We start from the raw sequence: 20,299 nt of genomic DNA, 5'->3' as shown, positions 1-20,299 counted from the left end.
CCTTGACCGGAATTCGCGCCTAGCATCCCCGTCAGGGGAAAGAAGAGGAGGCAAACCCGTGCAAATCGTTCGCACTGTCCTGTGGATCGCAATAACCGCCATCCTCGTCGCATTCATCGCCATGAACTGGGTCAAGGCGCCGGTAAACATCTGGCCGCTCGAGGACGGTTACCTGCATTTCGAATGGCCGGTGGGCGTGATCGCGCTGGTGTTCTTCCTGCTTGGTTTCGTGCCCCTGTGGCTGCTCCATCGCGCCTCGATGTGGCGCATGCAACGACGGGTGCATTCGCTCGAAAACAGCGTCCGGGCCGCATCGACACCATCGGCGGCTCCGATGGCCACAACCGAGGATGTTGCCACCGAGGAACGGGAGCAAGGTATCTGACATGACCCACAACCCCGTTTTTCTCGCCGTCGACGTTCCGCGCCTCGAGACTGCCATCGACCTGGTACAGAAGGTTTCCGGGCACATCGGAGGCCTGAAGCTCGGGCTCGAATTCTTCTGCGCACACGGCCATCACGGGGTGCACGAGATGGCGAAGATCGGCCTTCCGATCTTCCTCGACCTGAAGCTGCACGACATCCCGAACACGGTCGCGGCCGCGATGCAATCGATCCACGTCCTCGAACCAGCAATCGTGACGGTCCACGCGTCGGGCGGTCGGGCGATGATGGAGGACGCCAAGGCCGCGGCGGGCGAAAACACGAAGGTCGTCGGGGTCACGGTGCTCACCAGTTTCGACGACAAGGACCTTTCGGGCGTTGGAATCGATCACAGCCCCTACGAACAGGCGATGCGCCTTGCCGAACTCTCGAAAGCCTCCGGCCTCGACGGAATCGTCTGCTCGGGTCACGAGGTCGGCGCGATCCACAAGCAGTGGAAGGACGGTTTCTTCGTCGTTCCGGGTCTCCGCCCCGCCAAGGGCAAGGCCGGCGACCAGAAACGCACCGTCACCCCGCGCGAAGCCCGCGACGCCGGTGCAAGCGTCCTTGTCATCGGGCGTCCCATCAGCCGTGCCGAGAATCCTCTCGCGGCCGCGCGCTCGATCGAGGCAACGCTCTAGCCCTATCGTGCGTTAAGCGAGCCGCAAGCCGGGTATCGCCACACTCAGGCCCGGATACGGACAAGAGGAGAATGCCTTCCATGCTGCGCTCGATCCTTACCGCCGCTGCGCTCGCCGGCTCTGCAGCCCTTCCCCTGTCGGCAATGGCGCAACAGTCACCCCCTGTGGTCGTTTCGCCCGGCAACACCCTGCTGACCGTGAGCGCCGAGGGCGAAGTCATGCGCGAGCCGGACATCGCCGTGTTTTCCGCAGGCGTCGTCACCACCGGCAAGACAGCGCGCGAGGCATTGTCAGCCAATTCGACTGCGATGACGCGGGTGATCGCGGCGCTCAAGCGCAGCGGTATCGCCGACCGCGACATCCAGACGAGCAACCTCTCGGTCACGCCGGTCTACGCGAACCGGCCCCGCCAGCCCGGCGACTCGCTGGAACAGCAGGTTCCGCCGATCATCGGCTATCGCGCCAACAACAGCGTCAGCGTCCGCCACCGCAATCTCGATGAGTACGGTCGCGTGATCGACACCCTGATCGAGGCGGGCGCGAACAACGTGAACGGACCGGACTTCCAGCTCGACGATCCGGACACGGCGCTCGACGAGGCGCGCGTCCGTGCGGTGCGCAAGGCTCGTGAACGGGCCGAACTCTATGCTCGCGCCGCGGGCCTCAGGGTCTCGCGCATCCTTTCGATCAGCGAAAGCGGTTTCAACTACGGACCGCCGCCGGTGATGTACGCGCGCATGGCATCCGACGAGGCGATGCCCGCCCCGCCCCCCGCACCGATGCAGCCCGGCGAGATGCGGATGACCACGAACGTGACGATCCAGTACGAACTTGCTCCTTGACCGGCGCGCGGGGAAGCTTACCCGCCGCTGGATGACCGGACCCGCCATCAAGATCTGCGGCATCTCGACTGCGCAGGCGCTCGACGCCGCCATCGGCGCGCGCGCCGACCATGCAGGCTTCGTCTTCTTCCCGCGCTCTCCGCGCAACGTCTCGATGCAGGAGGCTGCCGCTCTGGGATCGAGGGCGGAGGGACGCATCGGGCGCGTCGGCCTGTTCGTCGATCCCGACGACACGCTGCTTGCCGAAGCGATGTCGGCAGGCAGGCTCGACGCGATCCAGCTTCACGGGAGCGAGACGCCCGAGCGAGCGGCCCAGGTACGCGCCCGCTTCGGCAAGCCGGTCTGGAAAGCTCTCCCCGTCGCGTCTCGGGACGACATTGCGTGGGCGGAAGCCTATGCCGGAGCGGCAGACCTGATCCTGTTCGACGCCAAAACGCCGAAGGGCGCGCTGCCGGGCGGAATGGGCCTCGCCTTCGACTGGTCGCTGCTCGCCGATTGGAAAGGCCCGGTCGCATGGGGTCTCGCCGGCGGCCTCTCCGCCCAGAACGTGGCCGAAGCGATACGCACAACGGGCGCGCCGCTGGTCGATACCTCGTCCGGCGTCGAGAGCGCACCCGGCGTCAAGGACGTGGACAAGATCGCGGCCTTCGCCTACGCGGCGCGAAACTCCGGGACAGACCGATGAACGCAAACCAGCCCAACAGCTTCCGCAACCAGCCCGACGAATTCGGCCATTTCGGCCAGTTCGGCGGTCGCTACGTCGCCGAAACCCTGATGCCGCTGATCCTCGAACTGCAGCGCGAATACGAAAAGGCGAAGACCGACCCGACGTTCAGGGACGAGTTCGAAAGCCTGCTCGAGCACTACGTCGGCAGGCCGAGCCCGCTCTATTTCGCGCCGCGACTGACCGAGGAACTGGGCGGTGCACAGGTCTGGTTCAAGCGCGACGAGCTCAACCACACCGGCGCGCACAAGATCAACAATTGCATCGGTCAAATCCTGCTCGCAATCCGCATGGGCAAGACCCGGATCATCGCCGAGACCGGCGCCGGCCAGCACGGCGTCGCCACCGCGACTGTCGCCGCGCGCTTCGGGTTGCCCTGTGTCATCTACATGGGCGCAAAGGACGTCGAGCGGCAGCAGCCCAACGTGTTCCGGATGCGGTTGCTGGGTGCCGAGGTCGTGCCGGTCGAAAGCGGAGCGCGCACGCTCAAGGACGCGATGAACGATGCGCTGCGCGACTGGGTCGCGAACGTCCACGACACCTTCTACATTATCGGCACGGCGGCCGGTCCGCATCCCTATCCGGAGCTTGTCCGCGATTTCCAGAGCGTCATCGGCCGCGAGGCGCGCCAGCAGATGCTCGACCGCACGGGCAAGCTGCCCGACCTGCTCGTCGCGGCGATCGGCGGCGGGTCGAACGCCATCGGCCTGTTCCACCCGTTCCTCGACGATCCGGACGTAAAGATGCTGGGTATCGAGGCAGCCGGCCACGGGCTCGACAAGGAGCATGCCGCCTCGCTCGCGGGCGGGCGGCCGGGCATCCTCCACGGCAACAAGACCTACCTCCTCCAGGACGAGGACGGCCAGATCGCCGAAGCGCACTCGATCAGCGCCGGCCTCGACTATCCCGGAATCGGCCCCGAACATTCGTGGCTGAAGGACATCGGACGCGTCGAATACGACAGCGTGACCGACGACGAGGCGCTCGAGGCCTTCCAGCTCCTGTGCCGGACCGAGGGCATCATCCCCGCGCTCGAGCCGAGCCACGCCATCGCCGCCGTGGCCAGGGTCGCACCGCGCATGGGCAAGGACGAGATCATCCTCGCCAACCTCTGCGGCCGGGGCGACAAGGACATCTTCACCGTCGCCGATGCGCTGGGAGTGAAGCTTTGAGCAGGCTTGCGGCTGCGTTCGCAAAGGATCGCCCCGCGCTCGTCACGTTCGTCACGGCAGGCGATCCGACGCCCGACGCAACGCCCGCGATCCTCGACGCACTGGTCGAGGGGGGCGCAGACGTGATCGAGCTGGGCATGCCCTTTACCGACCCGATGGCAGATGGCCCCGCGATCCAGGCGGCAAACCTGCGCTCGCTGGGCGCGGGAACGCGCACCGCCGACATCCTCCGGATCGCCGGAGACTTCCGGTCGCGCCATCCCGACGTGCCGCTCGTTCTGATGGGCTACGCCAATCCGATGACCATTCGCGGCGCCGACTGGTTCGCGTCCGAATGCGCGCAGGCCGGTGTCGACGGCGTGATCTGCGTGGACATCCCGCCCGAGGAGGACGGCGAGATCGGCCCGGCCCTGCGCGACTGCGGCATCTCGCTCATCCGCCTCGCCACCCCGACGACCGATGCCATGCGCCTTCCGACGGTCCTGAACGGCTCGTCCGGGTTTCTCTACTACGTTTCCGTTGCGGGCATTACCGGCACGCAGCAGGCGGCGCTCGATACGATCGAAGATGCGGTCGGGCGCCTGAAGAGCGCTACCGACATACCGGTGGCGGTCGGCTTCGGCGTGCGGACGCCCGAGCAGGCGAGCGACATCGCGAAAGTCGCCGACGGCGTCGTCGTGGGTTCGGCCCTTGTCGAACTCGTCGCAAGGCACGGGGCCGACGCCGCCGGACCGGTTCGCGACCTCACCGGCATGCTGGCGGAAGCCGTTCACGCGGCGCGCTAGCCGGTGCGCGACTTCGCGGTCTCCGACGACCCGCGCGTCCAGGCGCAACTCGACAGGCTCGGTGCGCTTTCGCTGCCCCAAGGGCGGTTCGGTCTTGAGACCATCCGGGAACTGCTTGCCCGCCTCGGCGACCCGCAGACGCGCCTGCCACCCGCGTTCCACGTTGCCGGGACCAACGGGAAGGGCTCGGTCTGCGCCTTTCTTCGCGCCATGCTCGAAGCCGGGGGGCTTGCGGTGCATGTCGCCGCGAAGCCGCACCTCGTCCGCTACAACGAACGGATCAGGCTGGCCGGCAAGCTGGTGTCCGACGACATGCTCGCCGACCTGCTTGCCGAGGTCCTTGACGTCGGAGAGGACCTGGGGCCGAGCTTTTTCGAAGTGACCACCGCGGCGACGTTTCTCGCGTTCGCCCGTGTCACTGCCGATGTTTGCGTGATCGAGGTCGGCCTCGGCGGCAGGTTCGATGCGACGAACGTGCTCGAAAGGCCCGCCGCATGTGGGATCGCCTCGCTCGGCATGGACCATGAGGCGTTCCTGCTGCGCCCCGAGGAAGGGACGCCGTCCGACCCGATCGCACGCATCGCGTTCGAGAAGGCGGGGATCGTCCACCCCGGCTCGCCGCTGGTCACGCAAGGATATCCGCTCGCGGCAGAACTCGAAATCGAGCGGGCCGCTCTGGTAGCGGGCGCGCCGTTGCACATGCGCGGCAAGGACTGGCATGCGACTGCCGGGGACGCGCTCGAATACCGGGACAGGCACGGCTCGCTCACCCTGCCGCTGCCGAACCTTCCCGGCGCGCATCAGGCAGACAACGCCGCGCTCGCCGTCGCCATGCTGAGGCATCAGGATTTCGTCGCGGTATCGCCGCAAGCCATGGCACGGGGAATCAGGGAAGCCTGCTGGCCCGCGCGGCTGCAAAGGCTGCGTTCCGGTCCACTCGCGGACCTCGCCGGAAAGCGCGACGTCTGGCTCGACGGCGGCCACAATCCCGACGCGGGGCAGGCCATCGCGCGGCACTTCGCGGGTCGGCGGATGCATCTCGTCGTCGGCATGCTGGCGAACAAGGCGCCCGGTGCCATCGTCGAGCCCTTGCGCGACGCCGCACGCTCCGTCCAGGCAGTCCCCGTACCCAGCCACGACAGCCATCCGGCCGAAGCCTTCGGACCCGAAGCGCGGGCACGGGCGGACGTCGCAAGAGCACTCTCCGCCCTGCCCGATGACGGCATTCCCGTGCTGATAGCAGGGTCGCTCTACCTCGCCGGAGAGGTCCTCGAGGCCAACGACGAAATTCCGAACTAGGCGTTGGCGAGCGCAGTCTCGTCCATTCCGCTGCGCCTGCCCTGCCGCGAAATCCGCCACCACTCGACAAGGCACAGACCCACGGCGAACAGGCCGATCAGCGTCGTCAGGATGAATACGTCGTAGTAGCCGCGCTCCTCGATCATCTGGCCCAGCGCCCCGCGCCCGAGCGTGCCGACAAGCAAGGTCAGCGACGACAGCAGCGCATACTGGACCGCGCTGTAGCCCTTCGCGACGATGGACGAGAGATAGGCGACGAAGGCCGCCCCGGCGATCCCGACCGCGATGTTCTCGCCAGCGATGGTCAGCATCAGCTTTGCAAGCCGGGCGTCGCCACCCAGATGAGAGACCAGCCAGGAGAAACCGATCGCATCGCTGACCGCCGCCATGCGCACCCCGCCGACTGCCAGGTCGGCGTAGAGCAGGTTGGTGAGCGCCGCGATGAGCGCGCCGAAGGTCAGCGTCGCCATGCGCCCGATGACGGTGAGCAAGGTGCCACCCACGGCCAGTCCGACCATGAGGGCACCGACGCCGAAGAACTTCGACGCGACCGCTACCTCGTCCTTCGTGTACTCGAGCTCGCCGAGGTAGAACGGGTAGGCGAAGCTGCCCCAGATGGCATCGGTAATGCGGTAGGTCAGCACCAGCCCGATGACGATGACGACAGCCCAGCCCAGACGGCCGACGAAGTCCGTCAACGGCAGGATCAGCGCCCGGTAGCCGTGGTCGATCGCCCGGTCGAACGCGCCGCTGGCGGGTTCGTCGCTGGTCAGCAGATGGTTGCCCTGCCGCTTCTGGAACACGAGCCAGGCCGCGATGATCGCCGGGAGGACGACGGTGGCGATGACGACGAGCGGTCCCTGAGTCGAGATGAACTCGACCGAATCGGGGCGCGTGTCGGGATCGCTGCCCAGCGACCGGACCATGAACACGCCGACGCTGACGAGCGCCCAGGCCCACAACGCTCCGATGATCAGAAGCGCCCACTTGCGCACGCCCGGCACGATCTCTCCGGGACGCCGCAGCGCCGCCAGGTCTTCCGCGTCGGCGCCGAGCTTCGCGGTCGTCTGCTCCGCATCGGGCGCGAAAAGCCCGGCAATGCCGACAACCGCCATGATCGCGCCCATCGTCGCGTAGACGGTCGGCCAGCTCGTCCGTTCGGCCAGGAAAAGCGCCAGCGCCCCGCCGACGAGCGCCGCGATGCGGTAGCCCATCTGGTAGACGGTGGAGAGAATGTCGATCGTCGCCTTCTCGTCCGCGACATCGACGCGCCAGGCATCGACCACCACGTCCTGCGTCGCGGAGGCGAATGCGCCGATTCCCGCAAGGAGCGAGAACCATCCAAGCGAGGTCAGTGGATCGAGCGTCGAAAGCACCAGCAGGATCACGCCGAGCAGCAACTGGGCCGTCACGATCCACTGCTTGCGCTTTCCAAGTCGTTTCAGCGCCGGAAGATCGATCCGGTCGAGCAGCGGCGACCACAGGAACTTGAACGCATAGGCAAGGCCGATGAGCGAGAACACGCCCATCGTTTCGAGGTCTACTTCGGCATCGGACAGCCAGGCGTAGAGCGTCCCGAGCAGCAATGCGTACGGCAGGCCCGCCGCGAAGCCGAAAAGCAGCATGAATGCGGTCTTGCGGTTGCCGAGCGCCACGGCCAGCTTGCGCCAGTCGCGCTTTTTCGCCTTACCGGTATCGGCATCGGCCATTTCGATCGTTCTCCTTCGCTCGGCGTCGCCCGAGGGAATACGCAGCGCGATGGACTATGGGAAGGCTGGATGAACCCGCGCTCAACAGCTAAGGGCGCAACGCATGGCGAAAGATGACAGGCCCGACGGCGACCGTATCGCGAAACTGCTTTCGCGGGCCGGGGTCGCCAGCCGCAGGGAAGCGGAACGGATGATCGCGGACGGCCGCGTCAGGATCGGCGACGCCGTGGTCGAGACGCCGGCGACGATCCTGAAGGACCTCACCGGCGTGACGGTCGACGGCAAACCGGTGAAGGCGCCAGAGGCTCCTCGCCTGTTCGCCTTCCACAAGCCGACGGGGCTGATCACGGCGGAGCGCGACCCCCGCGGACGGCGCACGATCTACGATGCGCTCGCGCAGGCGCTGCCGAAGGGAACGCCCCGGCTCATGCCTGTCGGCAGGCTCGACCTCAATACCGAGGGCCTGCTGCTCCTTACCAACGACGGCGGGTTGAAGCGGGCGATGGAATTGCCCTCCTCCGGCATTCCGCGCACTTACCGGGCGCGGGCATTCGGAGATATCTCGCAGGACCGCCTCGAGGACCTGATCGAGGGGATCGAGATCGACGGCATCCGCTACGGTAGGATCGACGCCAACCTCGAGCGTCGGACCGGTCGCAACCAGTGGATCGAGATGACGCTTACCGAAGGCAAGAATCGCGAGGTCCGGCGCGTGCTCGAACATCTCGGCCTTACGGTCAGCAGGCTGCTTCGCGTTGCGTACGGACCGTTCGTCCTTGGGGACTTGCCGAGGGGGAGCGCGGGCGAAATCAGGCAGGCGGACGTTGAACGGTTTCGCAAGTCGCTGGCCAACGAGGCGGCGCGGAAGTCCCGCAAGTGAGAGTCATTTCCGGCGAATGGCGCGGGCGCAAGCTGTTCGCACCGGAAGGCGGGCAAACTCGCCCGACCGCCGATCGTACCCGAGAAACCCTGTTCTCGATGCTGGCAAGCAGGCTCGGCTCGTTCGAGGACCTCAGGGTAGCGGACCTGTTCGCCGGTTCGGGAGCGCTCGGGCTCGAGGCCTTGTCTCGCGGCGCCGCGCACTGCCTGTTCGCCGAGCAGGACGCGGCGGCGATCCGCGCGCTCCGGCGCAATATTGCCAACCTGCACGCGCAATCGCGCAGCGACGTACGAGCGACATCGGTCATGGCGCTCGGCTCGTCGAAATCACCGCTCGACCTCGTCGTAATGGACCCGCCCTACGGCACGGGCGCGGGACAGGTCGCTCTCGACAAGCTCAACCGCCTTGGCTGGATAGGGCCTGCAACCTGGGTAAGCATCGAAACCGGACGCGACGAGGATGTCTCTGTCAGGGGCTTCGAAAGGGAAGCGCAACGCGATGTCGGCAAGGCGAGGCTTTCGATCCTGCGCCCCGCCGACCGCGATTGAGCCGTCTCACATCTCGCTGGAGGGCTTGCCCGGCCAGTGATCGAGCGGGCGATTGCCCCACTTCAGACCGGCAGCGCGCGGATTGATGCAGCCATCCTTGTCGTCGCCCATGCACACATCGTAGACCTTGCCTTCGATGCGCACTTTCGTCGCCTGACCGCGCGAATTGCGCTCGACGATCTCGGGCGACTTGGCGTTGTTGCCGTGATTGTCGGCTAGTGCCGGAGACGTGAATCCAGCCGCGCTCAGCGAAGCGACCGCGGCGAACAACAGTGTCTTTTTCATCTGATGCCCCTTTCGATCAAACGGAGGACGAGACCGAAACCGCCATGTCGCGTTCCGGTTCCCCCGCCCGACAGGAGCGCGCGAAGCCTACGCCTGCAAGGGTGGCCAATCCGGCGAGGCTCAGGAAAAGGCCCACGAGCGACGCCCCGCCCCCAGCGCTCAGCAGCTGCGCGGCGACCGGCGCGAGCGCACCGCCGACAATGCCGCCGGCGTTGAAGGCCACCGATATGCCGCTGTAGCGAACCTGCACGGGAAAGAGCGTCGGCAGCCACCCACCCAGCGGACCGTAGACGAAACCCATCACGAAAAGGGCCGACGCCAGGGTCAGGAAAACGATCACGAGCGAGCCGGAGGCGACTCCCGGCCCGAATGCCACGCCGAGCAGGATCGTGGCGACGGCGCCCCACATGAGTACGCGGCGCGAACTGGTTGCATCCGAACGGACTGCCGCCACAACGATCCCGGCGGCCAGGAAACAATTGGCGGCAAGCTGCACCGCCAGGAACGTCTCTCGGGCAAAGCCCTGCGCCGTCGTGCCGTAGGCGAGCGCGTAAGCCGTCGAGAGATAGAAGATCGCAAAGCAAGCGATCACACCGGCGCTACCGGCCAGGACCGCAGCCCAGTGGTGCTTCAGCAGTCGAGCCAGCGGGACCGTGGGCGGCGCTTCCCTTTCCATCGCCTCGCGGAAGGCCGGCGTTTCTCCGATGCGAAGCCGCACCCACAGGCCCAGTCCGACAAGGATGGCGCTTGCCAGGAACGGCACACGCCATCCCCAGCTCATGAACTGCTCGTCGCTGAGGCCAAGGCCGAGGAGGAGAAACAGGCCGTTGGCGGCGAGGAAACCGACCGGCGCTCCGATCTGCGGCGCCGCACCGAACCGCGCTTCCCACCCTGGCGGTGCGTTCTCGACGGCGAGCAAGGCCGCGCCGCCCCATTCGCCGCCAAGCCCGAAACCCTGCCCGAAGCGCAGGATGCAAAGCAGCAGCGGCGCGATCCATCCGACCATCGCGTAAGTCGGCAGGAACGCGATCAGCAGCGTCGAGGCGCCCATCAGCATGAGCGATGCGACAAGCGTCGACTTGCGACCGATCCGGTCGCCGAAATGACCGAACGCGATGGCGCCCACCGGCCTCGCGACGAAAGCGATGCCAAAGCTCATCAGCGCGAACAGCGTCTGCGCCGTGGCGGATTCGGAAGGGAAGAACAACGGCCCGAAAACCAGCGCCGCCGCCGTGGCGTAGATGTAGAAGTCGTAGAATTCGACGGAGGTACCCACCATGGCGGCGGTCAGGACGCGCGAATGACGTCTTATGTGATTTGGTTCCCCCATGCCCCGGCGTTTCCCGAGCCAGGCTTCCGCGTCAAGCCCGAACGCGAAAAGGGCGCGAAATTCGCGCCCTCTCCATCATCGTTGTTTTCGGTCAGTTACTGGCCGCCCGAACTCGCGGGCTTGCCCGGCCAGTAGCTCAGCGGCTTGTCGACGCCCGGGCCGCGCTTGCCGGCAGCCCATGCGTTGATGCAGCTGTCGTCACTGTCGCTCTTGCAGATCGGATATTCCGATGGCTGCTTGGCGGTTGCCGACATGTTGCCCTGTACCATTTCGTTGTTCGCATAGTTGACGTTCGACGGCGCGGCTGTTCGCGTCGCGGTCTGCGTCGAATTCATCGTGCCGGAGTTCATGGCCTGCGCATTCGCGCTCTGGGCACCCATCTGGGTCATCACCGAATTCCACGCCTGCTGCTGCTGGGCTTCGGTCATGTTGTAGATCTGGGTTCGCTGCTCGGGCGTAAGAGCCCAGTAGCCGGTCCGATAGTTTGGATCGAGATCCCAGTAATAGACCTGATATTCGCTAGGCCACGTATCGTAATCCATACGACGTTCATCGGGCCAGCTGTCGTAATCGGCCTTCTGGGTGGCATCCATTTCAAAGTCGCCGCGCTTGTCATCGACAGAATTGACAGATCCCGGGACGGTGGACTGGGCACTCGCGATTGCCGGGACCATGCTCATACTGAGAGCGACGGCACTTGCACACAGGATATTCTTCATAACGGTCTCCATTGCTTGCTGTTACTTGATTCACGCATTAGAAGGCCATTTGGTTCCGAGACTGCGACGAAGCGCCCTTGCGCAGCGATGCCGCGTTCCCTAGCTGTTCGCATGTGGTCCAGCCCCCCGCCCCGCTCTCCCCGGATATCGACGATCCCCTGCTGGGCGGATTGAACGAACCCCAGCGCGAAGCCGTCATGACGACGGAGGGTCCCGTCCTGATGCTGGCAGGAGCAGGTACGGGAAAGACCGCAGCGCTTACCGCGCGCCTTGCCCACCTGGTGCGATCGCGACTTGCCTGGCCGTCCGAGATCCTGTGCGTGACCTTCACCAACAAGGCCGCGCGCGAGATGCGGGAGCGGGTGGGACAGCTCATCGGTCCGGCCGTCGAGGGCATGCCCTGGCTCGGCACGTTCCATTCCATCGCCGCGCGAATGCTGCGCCGACATGCCGAACTGGTCGGATTGCAGGCGAACTACACAATCATCGACACCGACGATCAGCTCCGGCTGCTCAAGCAACTGATCCAGGCGAACGACCTGGACGAGAAGCGCTGGCCGGCGCGCCAGCTTGCGGGCCTGATCGATCGCTGGAAGAACCGCGGGCTGAACCCGGACGATCTCGATGCCGCCGAGAACGAGGCTTATGCCAACGGTCGCGGGCAGCAGTTCTACCAGCTCTATCAGGATCGCCTGAAAACGCTCAACGCCTGCGACTTCGGCGACCTGCTGCTGCACATGCTCAACATCTTCCGCAGCCACCGGGACGTGCTCGAGCAATATCAGCAGCGCTTCAAGTACGTGCTCGTCGACGAGTACCAGGACACCAACCAGGTCCAGTATCTCTGGCTGCGGCTGATCGCGCAGGTGCGCAAGAACATCTGCGTGGTGGGTGACGACGACCAGTCGATCTATTCATGGCGCGGTGCAGAAGTCGCCAATATCCTCCGGTTCGACAAGGATTTTCCGGGTAGCAAGGTCATCAAGCTCGAACAGAACTATCGTTCGACGCCGCAGATCCTCGCCGCCGCGTCCGGCCTCATAAAATCGAACAGCCAGCGCCTCGGCAAGACGCTCTGGACCGAACGCCACCCGGGCGACCGGTTGCGCGTGATCGGCGTCTGGGACGGACCGGAAGAAGCCCGCCGGGTGGGCGAGGAAATCGAGCGGCTGGAGCGCGAAGGCGCTCCGCTGGAGCAGGTGGCGATCCTCGTGCGGGCGCAATTCCAGACCCGCGAATTCGAAGACCGCTTCATAACCATCGGCCTCAACTATCGGATTATCGGCGGTTTTCGATTTTATGAACGTGCCGAGATCCGAGATGCGCTCGCCTACCTTCGGGTGATCGCACAGCCTGCGGACGACCTTGCCTTCGAGCGGATCTACAACACGCCCAAGCGCGGGCTCGGCGACAAGACTCTGGAAAAGCTGCACCGGCATGCGCGCAGCCGCGACATGCCGCTGGCCGCCGCCGCTCTCGACATCGCCGATACCGACGAGCTTCCGGCGCGGGCGCGCAACACCATCGTCGCCCTGATGCGCGACTTCGCGCGCTGGCGCGACATGGAAAAGACGCTCAGCCCGGCTGAACTCGCGCGCACCGTGCTCAACGAATCGGGCTACACCGATGCGCTTCAGGCCCAGAAGACGGCGGAGGCTGCAGGCAGGCTGGAAAACCTTTCCGAACTGGCGCGCGCGATGGAGGACTACGAAACGCTCGGAGACTTCCTCGAGCACGTCAGCCTCGTCATGGAGAACGAGGCTGCGGGCGATTCAGAGAAGGTCACGATCATGACCATGCATGCTGCGAAGGGACTGGAATTCGATCACGTGTTCCTTCCCGGATGGGAAGAAGGCGTCTTCCCTTCGCAACGCGCGATCGACGAAGGCGGCCTCGCCAGTCTCGAGGAAGAACGCCGCCTGGCGTACGTTGCGATCACACGGGCGCGGCGGCGATGCACGATCCTCCACGCCGCCAACCGGCGCATCTACGGTCAGTGGACAAGCTCGATACCCTCCCGCTTCGTAGGCGAACTGCCCGAAGAGCATGTCGAGCAGGAAACGACGCTGACCGGCGGAGCGTCGCTATGGCGTGCACAATGGTCGGAACAGGCCGATCCCTTCGCGGACGTCGCCCGCGCCCAGCCTTCCAGGGTGAAGACGCGCGGACCGGGCTGGCAGCGCGCGGCCTCGCAGGATTTCGATGCCACTCCCCGGCGGATTTCCGAGAACAAGCGGAGCGCGGCGAGTTTCGCGGCGAAACCGCGCGCCGACATCGGGATCGGCGCGCGCGTCTTCCACGACAAGTTCGGCTACGGCACCGTGGCCGCGCAGGAGGGCAACAAGCTCGAGATCGATTTCGAGAGCGGCAGCCGCAAGCGGCTCATCGACACGTTCGTCAAGCTGGCCTGAGCCGGCCGCCGGCGCCCCTCAAAGTGCCGAGACGTGGAGGAACCCGGGGACCGGGCCGTTCCACTCGTCGTCGGCAGGTGCCTGGCTGCCCGGCTGCGGCCTTGCTTTGGGCGAGGCGGGCTTGTCTTCCTTTTCAGGAGCCGGTGCGGGCTTGCGGGAACGCGACGCGGATTTGCCGGCGCTCGCCCTCGACGTGCGGCTCTTCGCCGGGCGCGGGGTGGCTTCGGCTTCTTCGGGCGTATCGTCCGGTTCGGCAGCCTTGCCCTCCACGAAGGCGGGGATCGCCATGCCCGTCAGCTTCTCGACGTTCGCGATCGCCTCTGCATCGGCTTCTGTGACGAACGTGAATGCGCGGCCCGAAGCCCCGGCCCGTCCGGTACGGCCGATACGGTGGACGTAATCGTCCGGATGCCACGGCGTGTCGTAGTTGAAGACGTGGCTGACACCCTTGATGTCGAGGCCGCGCGCAGCGACGTCGCTGGCGACAAGGATGTTGATCTCGCCGTTCTTGAACCGGTCGAGCTCGGCAATGCGCGCCGGCTGTTCCATGTCGCCATGAATCTCGCCGGTTGCGAAGCCGCTCTGTTTCAGGCTCTTGTTGAGTTCGCGCACGGTCGTCTTGCGGTTGCAGAAGACGATGGCGGTGCGAACGTCGTCGGTCTCGAGCAGGTGGCGCAGCTTCGCGCGCTTCTGGCGCGGGCTGACCGCCACCTTGTGCTGGGCGATGTTGACGTTCGCGGTGGCCGGTCTCGCGACTTCGACCTTCTTGGGATTCGACAGGAACTTGTCGGCCAGCTTCTCGATCGGCGGCGGCATCGTCGCCGAAAACAGCAGGGTCTGTCGCTGCGCGGGCAACTTGGTGCAAATGTTCTCGATATCCGGGATGAAACCCATATCGAGCATTCGGTCGGCCTCGTCGATGACCAGAAGGTTGCAGCCTGTAAGAAGGATCTTCCCGCGTTCGAACAGGTCCATGAGCCTGCCCGGGGTCGCGATCAGGACGTCGACACCTTCCGAAAGCGCCTTGATCTGCTCGCCCATCTGAACGCCGCCGATCAGCAGCGCCATCTTGAGATCGCTGTTCTTGCCGTACTTCTCGAAGTTCTCCGCAACCTGCGCGGCCAGTTCGCGCGTCGGCTCAAGGATGAGCGAGCGCGGCATGAGCGCGCGGCGGCGTCCATGCGCAAGGATATCGATCATCGGAAGCACGAAGCCCGCGGTCTTGCCGGTGCCGGTCTGTGCGATCCCGATGATGTCGCGCATCATCAGCACGGACGGGATGGCCTGCGCCTGGATCGGCGTCGGCTCGTCATAGCCGGCCGCTTCCACGGCTTGCAGCAATTCGTCAGACAGGCCGAGGTCGGCAAATTTCATAAGCGTTGTGCGTTTCCGGAAAATAAATTCACACGAGAGCGGCCGCGCCGCCCCGCCATTCCAATGCCGAATGCATCAGCAGGGGAGTGGGCCGGCCCCTATGCTGAATGGCAAGTAAAAGTCAAGGAAACGCGCGGCAGGACGGGCGCGGAAAGCCGCAAGCCGATCAGCTGTCGGCCTCGATCAACTGGCGGATACGGGTAAGCTTGCAATTCGCCCCGCTGCGCGAAAGGAGCGTATCGCGGCCGGCGCAAAGCATTCCGTCGTCGCTGCGGGACAGATAGAAACCCGAATAGAAGTCGCGGGATGTACAGGTCTTGTCGAGTTCGGCGCTGATCATGCGCTGGTCTTCCATGAAGAGCAGGAGACGGCTCTGGCCGCGCGGCTGAACGCCTGCGATGCTCGATACCGACAGGCATTTTCCGATCTTGCGCTCGACGAACCGGGGGCCGATCTCGCGGTTGGGCAGGGCCATCAGCATGCTCGGGCGAACCGGCGACGGACGCGGCGAAATCCTGATGGTGACGCGCCGCTCCATGCGGACCTGGTTCGCGGCACGCGGCCTTACCCCGTAAAAGAGATCGAACCTCGACCAGGACTCGGGAGCGACGCGCGCAATGTCGGCCGGTGCGCTGTTCGCTTTGGCAAGCACCCCCGCATGCTGTTCCGGCTTTTCGCCGGCACCCGCCATCGGCATAAGCACCATTAGCGGCGCCAGAACGAATGCGCTGATACTCATAAGTCGAACAGGCTCAAAACAACGTCCCGGGGCAGCTTTTTCGTTACGGTATCCTAACGGCTGTGTTTGAACCATCGCTTAACCCCGAAACCCGCCCGGTATGCAAGCCGGGACCGCATGTGTCATAAAGGCGGCCATGGATAGTTCCGAAAGCTTTCTGGCCGACGCCGAGCAGTGTCTCGGCCCGCGCGGCCTGACCCGAGACCATGAATTGATGGAGCCGTGGCTTACCGACTGGCGCGGTCGCTACAGCGGTCGCGCGTGCGCGATGGCCTCGCCGGGAACGACGGAAGAAGTGGCCGAACTCGTCAAAATCTGCGCCCGGCACGGCGTGCCGATCGTACCGCAGGGCGGCAACAGCGGCATGGTGGGCGGCGCCACCCCGGACGAAAGCGGCACCGCGTTGCTCCTTTCGCTTCGCCGGATGAACGCGATCCGGAAAATCGACGCGAACGCGCGCACCGCTACCTGCGAGGCCGGCGTGATACTGCAGACCTTTCACGATGCGGTGGCCGAGGAACGAATGCGATTCCCGCTGACACTGGGCGGAAAGGGATCCGCCACGATCGGTGGTCTGATCTCGACCAATGCCGGCGGCACCCAGGTTCTCCGGCACGGTTCGATGCGAGCGCAGGTTCTGGGGCTGGAAGCCGTGCTGGCCGATGGCAGCATCTTTTCGGCGCTCACGCCGCTGAAGAAGGACAATCGCGGATTCGACCTCAAGCAATTGATGATCGGATCGGAAGGCACGCTGGGGATCGTGACTGCGGCGACCTTGCGCATCGTGCCCGAAATCACGGACCGGATCGTGATATGGGCTGGTCTGGGATCGATCGCCAGTGCCCGCGAGCTGCTGTTGCACTGCGAGACCTCGGCAGGCGACGCTCTCGAGGGGTTCGAGGTCATGCCGCGCCAGTGCCTTGAAGCGGTGCTGGATCACCTGCCCGACGCGCGTGCGCCGTTGGCGGGCGATCACGAATGGCACGCCCTGATCGAGGTGGTGGGCGACCGCGCCGAAGACGACGATTTGCGCGAGCGGGCCGAGACGATGATGGCCGAGGCCTTCGAGGACGAGTTGCTCGACGATGCGGTGCTCGCCGCAAACGAAACGCAGGCGGAAACGTTCTGGCTCATGCGCGACTCTATTGCTCCTGCCGAGCGCGAGCGCGGCCCCGCGATGCAGCACGACATCTCGGTCTCCGTGGAGCGCATGCCCGCCTTTGTCGATGCCGCCGTCGACCGGATCGAGGCGGACTGGCCGGGAACCACTGCGGTCGCATTCGGACACCTTGGCGACGGCAACGTGCATTTCCATGTCATCGCGCCTTCCGGCTCGACCCCGGGAGTGTGGGAGGATTCGGACGGCAGGAAAATCAGCGCACAGATCTACGAAATGGTCTGCGAATGGGGCGGTTCGATCTCCGCGGAACACGGTATCGGCCAGAACAAGCGGGCGGAGCTCGAGCGGCTTGGCGATCCCGTCGCGCTTGCCCTCATGCGCAGGGTGAAGCAGGCGCTCGATCCGGAAGGGATCCTCAACCCCGGCAAGCTCGTCTGACCAACGGGCGGGCGAAAACGCCCGCTGCAAAGCTTGCGCCGCAGGCACGCAGCGCCTATGGGCCGGCCTTTCAAAATTTCCGAAGCGGAGAAGATCGAATGGCGAGCGCCGCACAGCCCGTTGCAATGCCCCTGTTTTACAAAGACCTGGTTCCCCTCAACCGCGGTGACCACGGCAATTACCGCACGCGCACGACCAAGAAGGCGAACTGGCTGGTGGACACCCATGCCATTCCGCTGACGGTCGAGGAATTCCCGATCGCGCAGCGCCACTTCCCGATCGTGTTCTCGGCCGGGAACGAGCCGGTTCCCCTCGCCCTCATGGGCATGAACGAAGGCGTGAACGTGTTCGTTGACCAGGACGGGACGGTCAATTCGCCGATCTACATGCCGGCCTATGTCCGCCGCTATCCGTTCATGCTCGCCAAGCTCAAGCCCGATGCGCAGGAACTGTCGCTGTGCTTCGATCCGACGAGCGACCTTGTCGGCGAGTACGACGACGGCCAGCCGCTGTTCACCGACGGCGAACCGAGCGAGACCTGCCAGAACACGCTGAAGTTCTGCGAAAACTTCGAGCTTGCCGGCAAGAAGACGGCAAACTTCCTGCAGGAAATCCAGAAGCAGGAACTGCTCATCGATGGCGAGCTGAAGATGCAGATGGAAGGCCGCGAAGAGCCTTTCGTCTATCGCGGCTTCAAGATCATTGACGAGAAGAAGATGCGCGACCTGCGCGGCGACGTGCTGCGTGGCTGGAGCCAGAGCGGCCTCCTGCCCCTCATCTACGCGCACCTGTTCTCGCTCGACCTCGTCCGCGAGATCTTCGCCAAGCAGGTGAAGATCGGCAAGGGCCCCATGCACGACGCGAAGACCGAAGAAACGGCCGTCTGAGGACGATTATTCTCTTCATTCCTCGTCCCGCGCGGGCATTGTCCTGCGCGGGATGAATTCTATTTGCATGTTGCGGGGTTGCAACATGTCCAACCGTGGCTTATCTTGCCAAGGTTCCGGTGTGACTACCCTCATGGTCCATCGGAATTGGTGCACTTCGTGCACCTCCTCCCTGAACCTTGGCCACCTCGCGTATTACGCGGGGTGGTTTTTTTAGTGCTGCTATTCGGCGGCTTCGGGCCAGCGCGAAGTATCCTGCGCCCGTCCCAGCTCCGCCGTTTCGCTTGCCAGTCGCCGGACCAGACCGCTCACGAGGCGCGCCAGACCGGGTAGCCCCGGACCCGGACCGACCAGTGTCTCATCCAGGTAGCTGGCCCGATCGATCTCAAGCTGCATGGCGTGAATGCCGTCGGCAGGGCTCGCGTGCCGTTCGAGCACGTATCCGCCAGCATAGGGTCGATTGTGCGCGGCAAGCCGTCCCCGCTCTCCCAGATAGCCGAAGGCGTTCGCGACGAGGCTGCCTGCACACGAAGCACCGAACCTGTCGCCGAGCACGAATTCGCACGCGGCCGACGAGCCGTGAAGCGCCAGCGGCGGCATCGAATGCACGTCCACCAGCAACGCCGCTCCCCAGCGCGCACGCAACCTATGCAGCACGTCCGAAAGGCACTGGTGATAGGTTTCGTGGACGCCGGAAATGCGCGCGCGCAGTTCGTCCTCGCTCAGGCGACGCTTCCAGATCTCGCCGAGGCCGGGCAAGCGCCGTGGCACGAGGCCGAGCCCGCTGCGCGCCCGCCTGCTCGGCGTGTAGCACGGTTCGTCGGACGGGGTTTTCCTGCCGAGCATGTCCCAGTCGATATCGTCGGGCGCGCGGTTGAGATCGATCATCGCCCGCGGAGCTTCGGCGACAAGCAGCATCGCGCCCGTTTCATGGGCGACGAGTTCGGCAACCTTGTCGACGAGCCTGTCCTCGAGACGGACGCCCGACGTGTCGGGATGGCGCATGCGGGCTATCAGGTCCTGCGGGTAGGCACGCCCGGCATGCGGTACGGCGAGCACCACGGGGATCGGAGACGGCTCGGGCCCGGAAAGCACGAATGCATGGCGACCGCTTGCCCCGGGCAACCGTCCTCCCGTCCTGCGATTCGAATCGCTCTTGTCGCCGGTCGCCCGCATGAGCACCTTGCTGGCGCGTTGTCGCAACTGTGTCAAAGCCGGTCATGCGGTCAGCGTCCGCACAAATTTAACGGGTTGGGCGCTATAGGGTCGCCAGAGCCCAGCGCCGCCCGCCGGCCTGAACCACAACGCAGCCGGACGACTGTCATGATTCGAATCCTCCTTGCAGAAGACGAAGAAGCCATGCGCACCTATCTTGCGCGCGCGCTGGAAAACGCCGGTTACTCGGTGGTCGCCGTCGATCGCGGGACCGAGGCGCTGCCGCATCTCGAGCGGGAGCATTTCGATCTGCTCCTGTCCGACATCGTCATGCCCGAAATGGACGGCATCGAACTGGCGCAGCGCTGCTCGGAAATCTCTCCGCGAACGAAGGTCATGTTCATCACCGGATTCGCCGCTGTCACTCTCAAGGCGAGCCGCGAGGCACCGCAGGCAAGGGTGCTTTCCAAGCCCTTCCACCTGCGCGATCTGGTGCTCGAGGTGCAGCGCGTATTCGGCCAGTCGGCGCAAGCCAACGTTTAACGAGAGAAGCGCGACGAAGCCGCTTGCATCGGACGCGGGCCGTCGCTAAATGGCCTTCCCGCCGGCGGCACAGCCACCGGCGTTGCCGATTGGATCGGGCGTATAGCTCAGTGGTAGAGCACTGTGTTGACATCGCAGGGGTCGGAAGTTCAACTCTTCCTACGCCCACCATCGGAAAGCAGGACCCGCCGCTAGCCGGCGGGTTTTTCTTTTGCCGGGTCGCGGGCGGCAGGCCAGGCTCGATTCCGGTTCGAAGCCTGCTTGCCTTGCCAAGC

Annotated in this window: 20 protein-coding genes and 1 tRNA gene; 14 read left to right on the top strand and 7 right to left on the bottom strand. The window is 65.2% G+C overall.

Annotated features, from left to right (window positions below; all coding sequences use genetic code 11):
- The first annotated feature begins 58 nt into the window (after window positions 1-58).
- The 7 genes from FHS75_RS00655 to FHS75_RS00625 all read left to right on the top strand — a co-directional run bounded on the left by FHS75_RS00655 (window position 59) and on the right by FHS75_RS00625 (window position 5,886).
- A complete protein-coding gene (locus FHS75_RS00655) occupies window positions 59-385 on the top strand; it encodes a LapA family protein (RefSeq protein ID WP_179405797.1) in 327 nt (108 codons plus the stop codon).
- Between the two features lies 1 nt (window position 386).
- Entirely contained in the window at window positions 387-1,064 is a 678-nt protein-coding gene (gene pyrF, locus FHS75_RS00650; RefSeq protein WP_179405796.1) for an orotidine-5'-phosphate decarboxylase, read from the top strand.
- A gap of 80 nt (window positions 1,065-1,144) precedes the next feature.
- On the top strand, window positions 1,145-1,906 hold the full coding sequence (locus FHS75_RS00645; protein ID WP_179405795.1) for an SIMPL domain-containing protein: 762 nt from the start codon (window positions 1,145-1,147) through the stop codon (window positions 1,904-1,906).
- A gap of 31 nt (window positions 1,907-1,937) precedes the next feature.
- On the top strand, window positions 1,938-2,591 hold the full coding sequence (locus FHS75_RS00640) for a phosphoribosylanthranilate isomerase (RefSeq protein WP_179405794.1): 654 nt from the start codon (window positions 1,938-1,940) through the stop codon (window positions 2,589-2,591).
- Window positions 2,588-3,802, top strand: coding sequence for a tryptophan synthase subunit beta (trpB, locus tag FHS75_RS00635; protein ID WP_179405793.1), 1,215 nt, complete (start codon window positions 2,588-2,590; stop codon window positions 3,800-3,802). The genes FHS75_RS00640 and trpB overlap by 4 nt, the downstream gene beginning before the upstream one ends.
- The gene (gene trpA / locus FHS75_RS00630) at window positions 3,799-4,587 is read left to right on the top strand and encodes a tryptophan synthase subunit alpha (protein ID WP_179405792.1); all 789 of its coding nucleotides are present in this window, start codon (window positions 3,799-3,801) and stop codon (window positions 4,585-4,587) included. Before trpB ends, trpA begins: the two co-directional genes overlap by 4 nt.
- Window positions 4,588-4,590: 3 nt before the next feature.
- Entirely contained in the window at window positions 4,591-5,886 is a 1,296-nt protein-coding gene (locus FHS75_RS00625) for a bifunctional folylpolyglutamate synthase/dihydrofolate synthase (RefSeq protein WP_179405791.1), read from the top strand.
- Here the strand turns inward: FHS75_RS00625 and FHS75_RS00620 are convergent.
- Window positions 5,883-7,595, bottom strand: a complete 1,713-nt coding sequence (locus FHS75_RS00620; RefSeq protein WP_179405790.1) for an AmpG family muropeptide MFS transporter — start codon at window positions 7,593-7,595, stop codon at window positions 5,883-5,885. The genes FHS75_RS00625 and FHS75_RS00620 overlap by 4 nt on opposite strands.
- A 103-nt stretch (window positions 7,596-7,698) precedes the next feature.
- Between FHS75_RS00620 and FHS75_RS00615 the strand changes: the two genes are divergently transcribed.
- Together FHS75_RS00615 and rsmD are read left to right on the top strand one after the other, a co-directional pair.
- The gene (locus FHS75_RS00615; protein WP_179405789.1) at window positions 7,699-8,475 is read left to right on the top strand and encodes a pseudouridine synthase; all 777 of its coding nucleotides are present in this window, start codon (window positions 7,699-7,701) and stop codon (window positions 8,473-8,475) included.
- Window positions 8,472-9,023, top strand: a complete 552-nt coding sequence (gene rsmD / locus FHS75_RS00610; RefSeq protein WP_179405788.1) for a 16S rRNA (guanine(966)-N(2))-methyltransferase RsmD — start codon at window positions 8,472-8,474, stop codon at window positions 9,021-9,023. The genes FHS75_RS00615 and rsmD overlap by 4 nt, the downstream gene beginning before the upstream one ends.
- A gap of 6 nt (window positions 9,024-9,029) precedes the next feature.
- Here rsmD and FHS75_RS00605 read toward each other — a convergent pair whose 3' ends face one another.
- The 3 genes from FHS75_RS00605 to FHS75_RS00595 all read right to left on the bottom strand — a co-directional run bounded on the left by FHS75_RS00605 (window position 9,030) and on the right by FHS75_RS00595 (window position 11,357).
- Window positions 9,030-9,308 (bottom strand): hypothetical protein, encoded by a 279-nt coding sequence (locus FHS75_RS00605; RefSeq protein WP_179405787.1) that lies wholly within the window; start codon window positions 9,306-9,308, stop codon window positions 9,030-9,032.
- 16 nt (window positions 9,309-9,324) lie between these two features.
- Window positions 9,325-10,587: an MFS transporter gene (locus FHS75_RS00600; protein WP_229735447.1), complete on the bottom strand. Its 1,263-nt coding sequence runs from the start codon at window positions 10,585-10,587 to the stop codon at window positions 9,325-9,327.
- 146 nt (window positions 10,588-10,733) lie between these two features.
- Window positions 10,734-11,357, bottom strand: a complete 624-nt coding sequence (locus FHS75_RS00595) for a hypothetical protein (protein ID WP_179405785.1) — start codon at window positions 11,355-11,357, stop codon at window positions 10,734-10,736.
- Window positions 11,358-11,470: 113 nt separating this feature from the next.
- Here FHS75_RS00595 and FHS75_RS00590 point away from each other — a divergent pair, with 113 nt between their 5' ends.
- Window positions 11,471-13,768 carry an ATP-dependent helicase gene (locus FHS75_RS00590; RefSeq protein WP_229735446.1) on the top strand — a complete coding sequence of 766 codons (2,298 nt, stop codon included), beginning with the start codon at window positions 11,471-11,473 and terminating at the stop codon, window positions 13,766-13,768.
- 18 nt (window positions 13,769-13,786) lie between these two features.
- Here FHS75_RS00590 and FHS75_RS00585 read toward each other — a convergent pair whose 3' ends face one another.
- Window positions 13,787-15,142 carry a DEAD/DEAH box helicase gene (locus FHS75_RS00585; protein ID WP_179405784.1) on the bottom strand — a complete coding sequence of 452 codons (1,356 nt, stop codon included), beginning with the start codon at window positions 15,140-15,142 and terminating at the stop codon, window positions 13,787-13,789.
- 166 nt (window positions 15,143-15,308) lie between these two features.
- Window positions 15,309-15,881, bottom strand: a complete 573-nt coding sequence (locus tag FHS75_RS00580) for a hypothetical protein (protein WP_179405783.1) — start codon at window positions 15,879-15,881, stop codon at window positions 15,309-15,311.
- Window positions 15,882-16,017: 136 nt separating this feature from the next.
- Here FHS75_RS00580 and FHS75_RS00575 point away from each other — a divergent pair, with 136 nt between their 5' ends.
- Window positions 16,018-17,439, top strand: coding sequence for an FAD-binding oxidoreductase (locus FHS75_RS00575; protein WP_179405782.1), 1,422 nt, complete (start codon window positions 16,018-16,020; stop codon window positions 17,437-17,439).
- Window positions 17,440-17,537: 98 nt separating this feature from the next.
- Complete coding sequence (locus FHS75_RS00570) at window positions 17,538-18,326, top strand: SapC family protein (protein ID WP_179405781.1); 789 nt, start codon at window positions 17,538-17,540, stop codon at window positions 18,324-18,326.
- Between the two features lie 222 nt (window positions 18,327-18,548).
- On the opposite strand, the gene FHS75_RS00565 is transcribed toward FHS75_RS00570, so the two are convergent.
- On the bottom strand, window positions 18,549-19,451 hold the full coding sequence (locus FHS75_RS00565; RefSeq protein WP_308420067.1) for an N-formylglutamate amidohydrolase: 903 nt from the start codon (window positions 19,449-19,451) through the stop codon (window positions 18,549-18,551).
- Window positions 19,452-19,649: 198 nt separating this feature from the next.
- On the opposite strand from FHS75_RS00565, the gene cpdR reads away from it, so the two are divergent.
- Together cpdR and FHS75_RS00555 are read left to right on the top strand one after the other, a co-directional pair.
- Window positions 19,650-20,024 carry a cell cycle two-component system response regulator CpdR gene (gene cpdR, locus FHS75_RS00560; protein ID WP_179405779.1) on the top strand — a complete coding sequence of 125 codons (375 nt, stop codon included), beginning with the start codon at window positions 19,650-19,652 and terminating at the stop codon, window positions 20,022-20,024.
- A gap of 96 nt (window positions 20,025-20,120) precedes the next feature.
- Window positions 20,121-20,195: transfer RNA gene (locus FHS75_RS00555), tRNA-Val, on the top strand.
- The last annotated feature ends 104 nt before the right edge of the window (window positions 20,196-20,299 follow it).

Source organism: Novosphingobium marinum, from assembly GCF_013408095.1.
Taxonomy (GTDB): domain Bacteria; phylum Pseudomonadota; class Alphaproteobacteria; order Sphingomonadales; family Sphingomonadaceae; genus Novosphingobium; species Novosphingobium marinum.
Note: the sequence above shows the minus strand (reverse complement) of the source record. Positions and strands in the feature narration are given on the sequence as shown.

Coding starts and splice junctions, on each gene's coding strand:
- cpdR (WP_179405779.1), top strand. CDS start 19,650: ATGATTCGAATCCTCCTTGCAGAAGACGAAGAAGCCATGCGCACCTAT.
- FHS75_RS00645 (WP_179405795.1), top strand. CDS start 1,145: ATGCTGCGCTCGATCCTTACCGCCGCTGCGCTCGCCGGCTCTGCAGCC.
- FHS75_RS00585 (WP_179405784.1), bottom strand. CDS start 15,142: ATGAAATTTGCCGACCTCGGCCTGTCTGACGAATTGCTGCAAGCCGTG.
- FHS75_RS00620 (WP_179405790.1), bottom strand. CDS start 7,595: ATGGCCGATGCCGATACCGGTAAGGCGAAAAAGCGCGACTGGCGCAAG.
- trpB (WP_179405793.1), top strand. CDS start 2,588: ATGAACGCAAACCAGCCCAACAGCTTCCGCAACCAGCCCGACGAATTC.
- FHS75_RS00570 (WP_179405781.1), top strand. CDS start 17,538: ATGGCGAGCGCCGCACAGCCCGTTGCAATGCCCCTGTTTTACAAAGAC.
- FHS75_RS00640 (WP_179405794.1), top strand. CDS start 1,938: ATGACCGGACCCGCCATCAAGATCTGCGGCATCTCGACTGCGCAGGCG.
- FHS75_RS00615 (WP_179405789.1), top strand. CDS start 7,699: ATGGCGAAAGATGACAGGCCCGACGGCGACCGTATCGCGAAACTGCTT.
- FHS75_RS00605 (WP_179405787.1), bottom strand. CDS start 9,308: ATGAAAAAGACACTGTTGTTCGCCGCGGTCGCTTCGCTGAGCGCGGCT.
- FHS75_RS00575 (WP_179405782.1), top strand. CDS start 16,018: ATGGATAGTTCCGAAAGCTTTCTGGCCGACGCCGAGCAGTGTCTCGGC.
- pyrF (WP_179405796.1), top strand. CDS start 387: ATGACCCACAACCCCGTTTTTCTCGCCGTCGACGTTCCGCGCCTCGAG.
- FHS75_RS00600 (WP_229735447.1), bottom strand. CDS start 10,587: ATGGTGGGTACCTCCGTCGAATTCTACGACTTCTACATCTACGCCACG.
- FHS75_RS00580 (WP_179405783.1), bottom strand. CDS start 15,881: ATGAGTATCAGCGCATTCGTTCTGGCGCCGCTAATGGTGCTTATGCCG.
- FHS75_RS00595 (WP_179405785.1), bottom strand. CDS start 11,357: ATGAAGAATATCCTGTGTGCAAGTGCCGTCGCTCTCAGTATGAGCATG.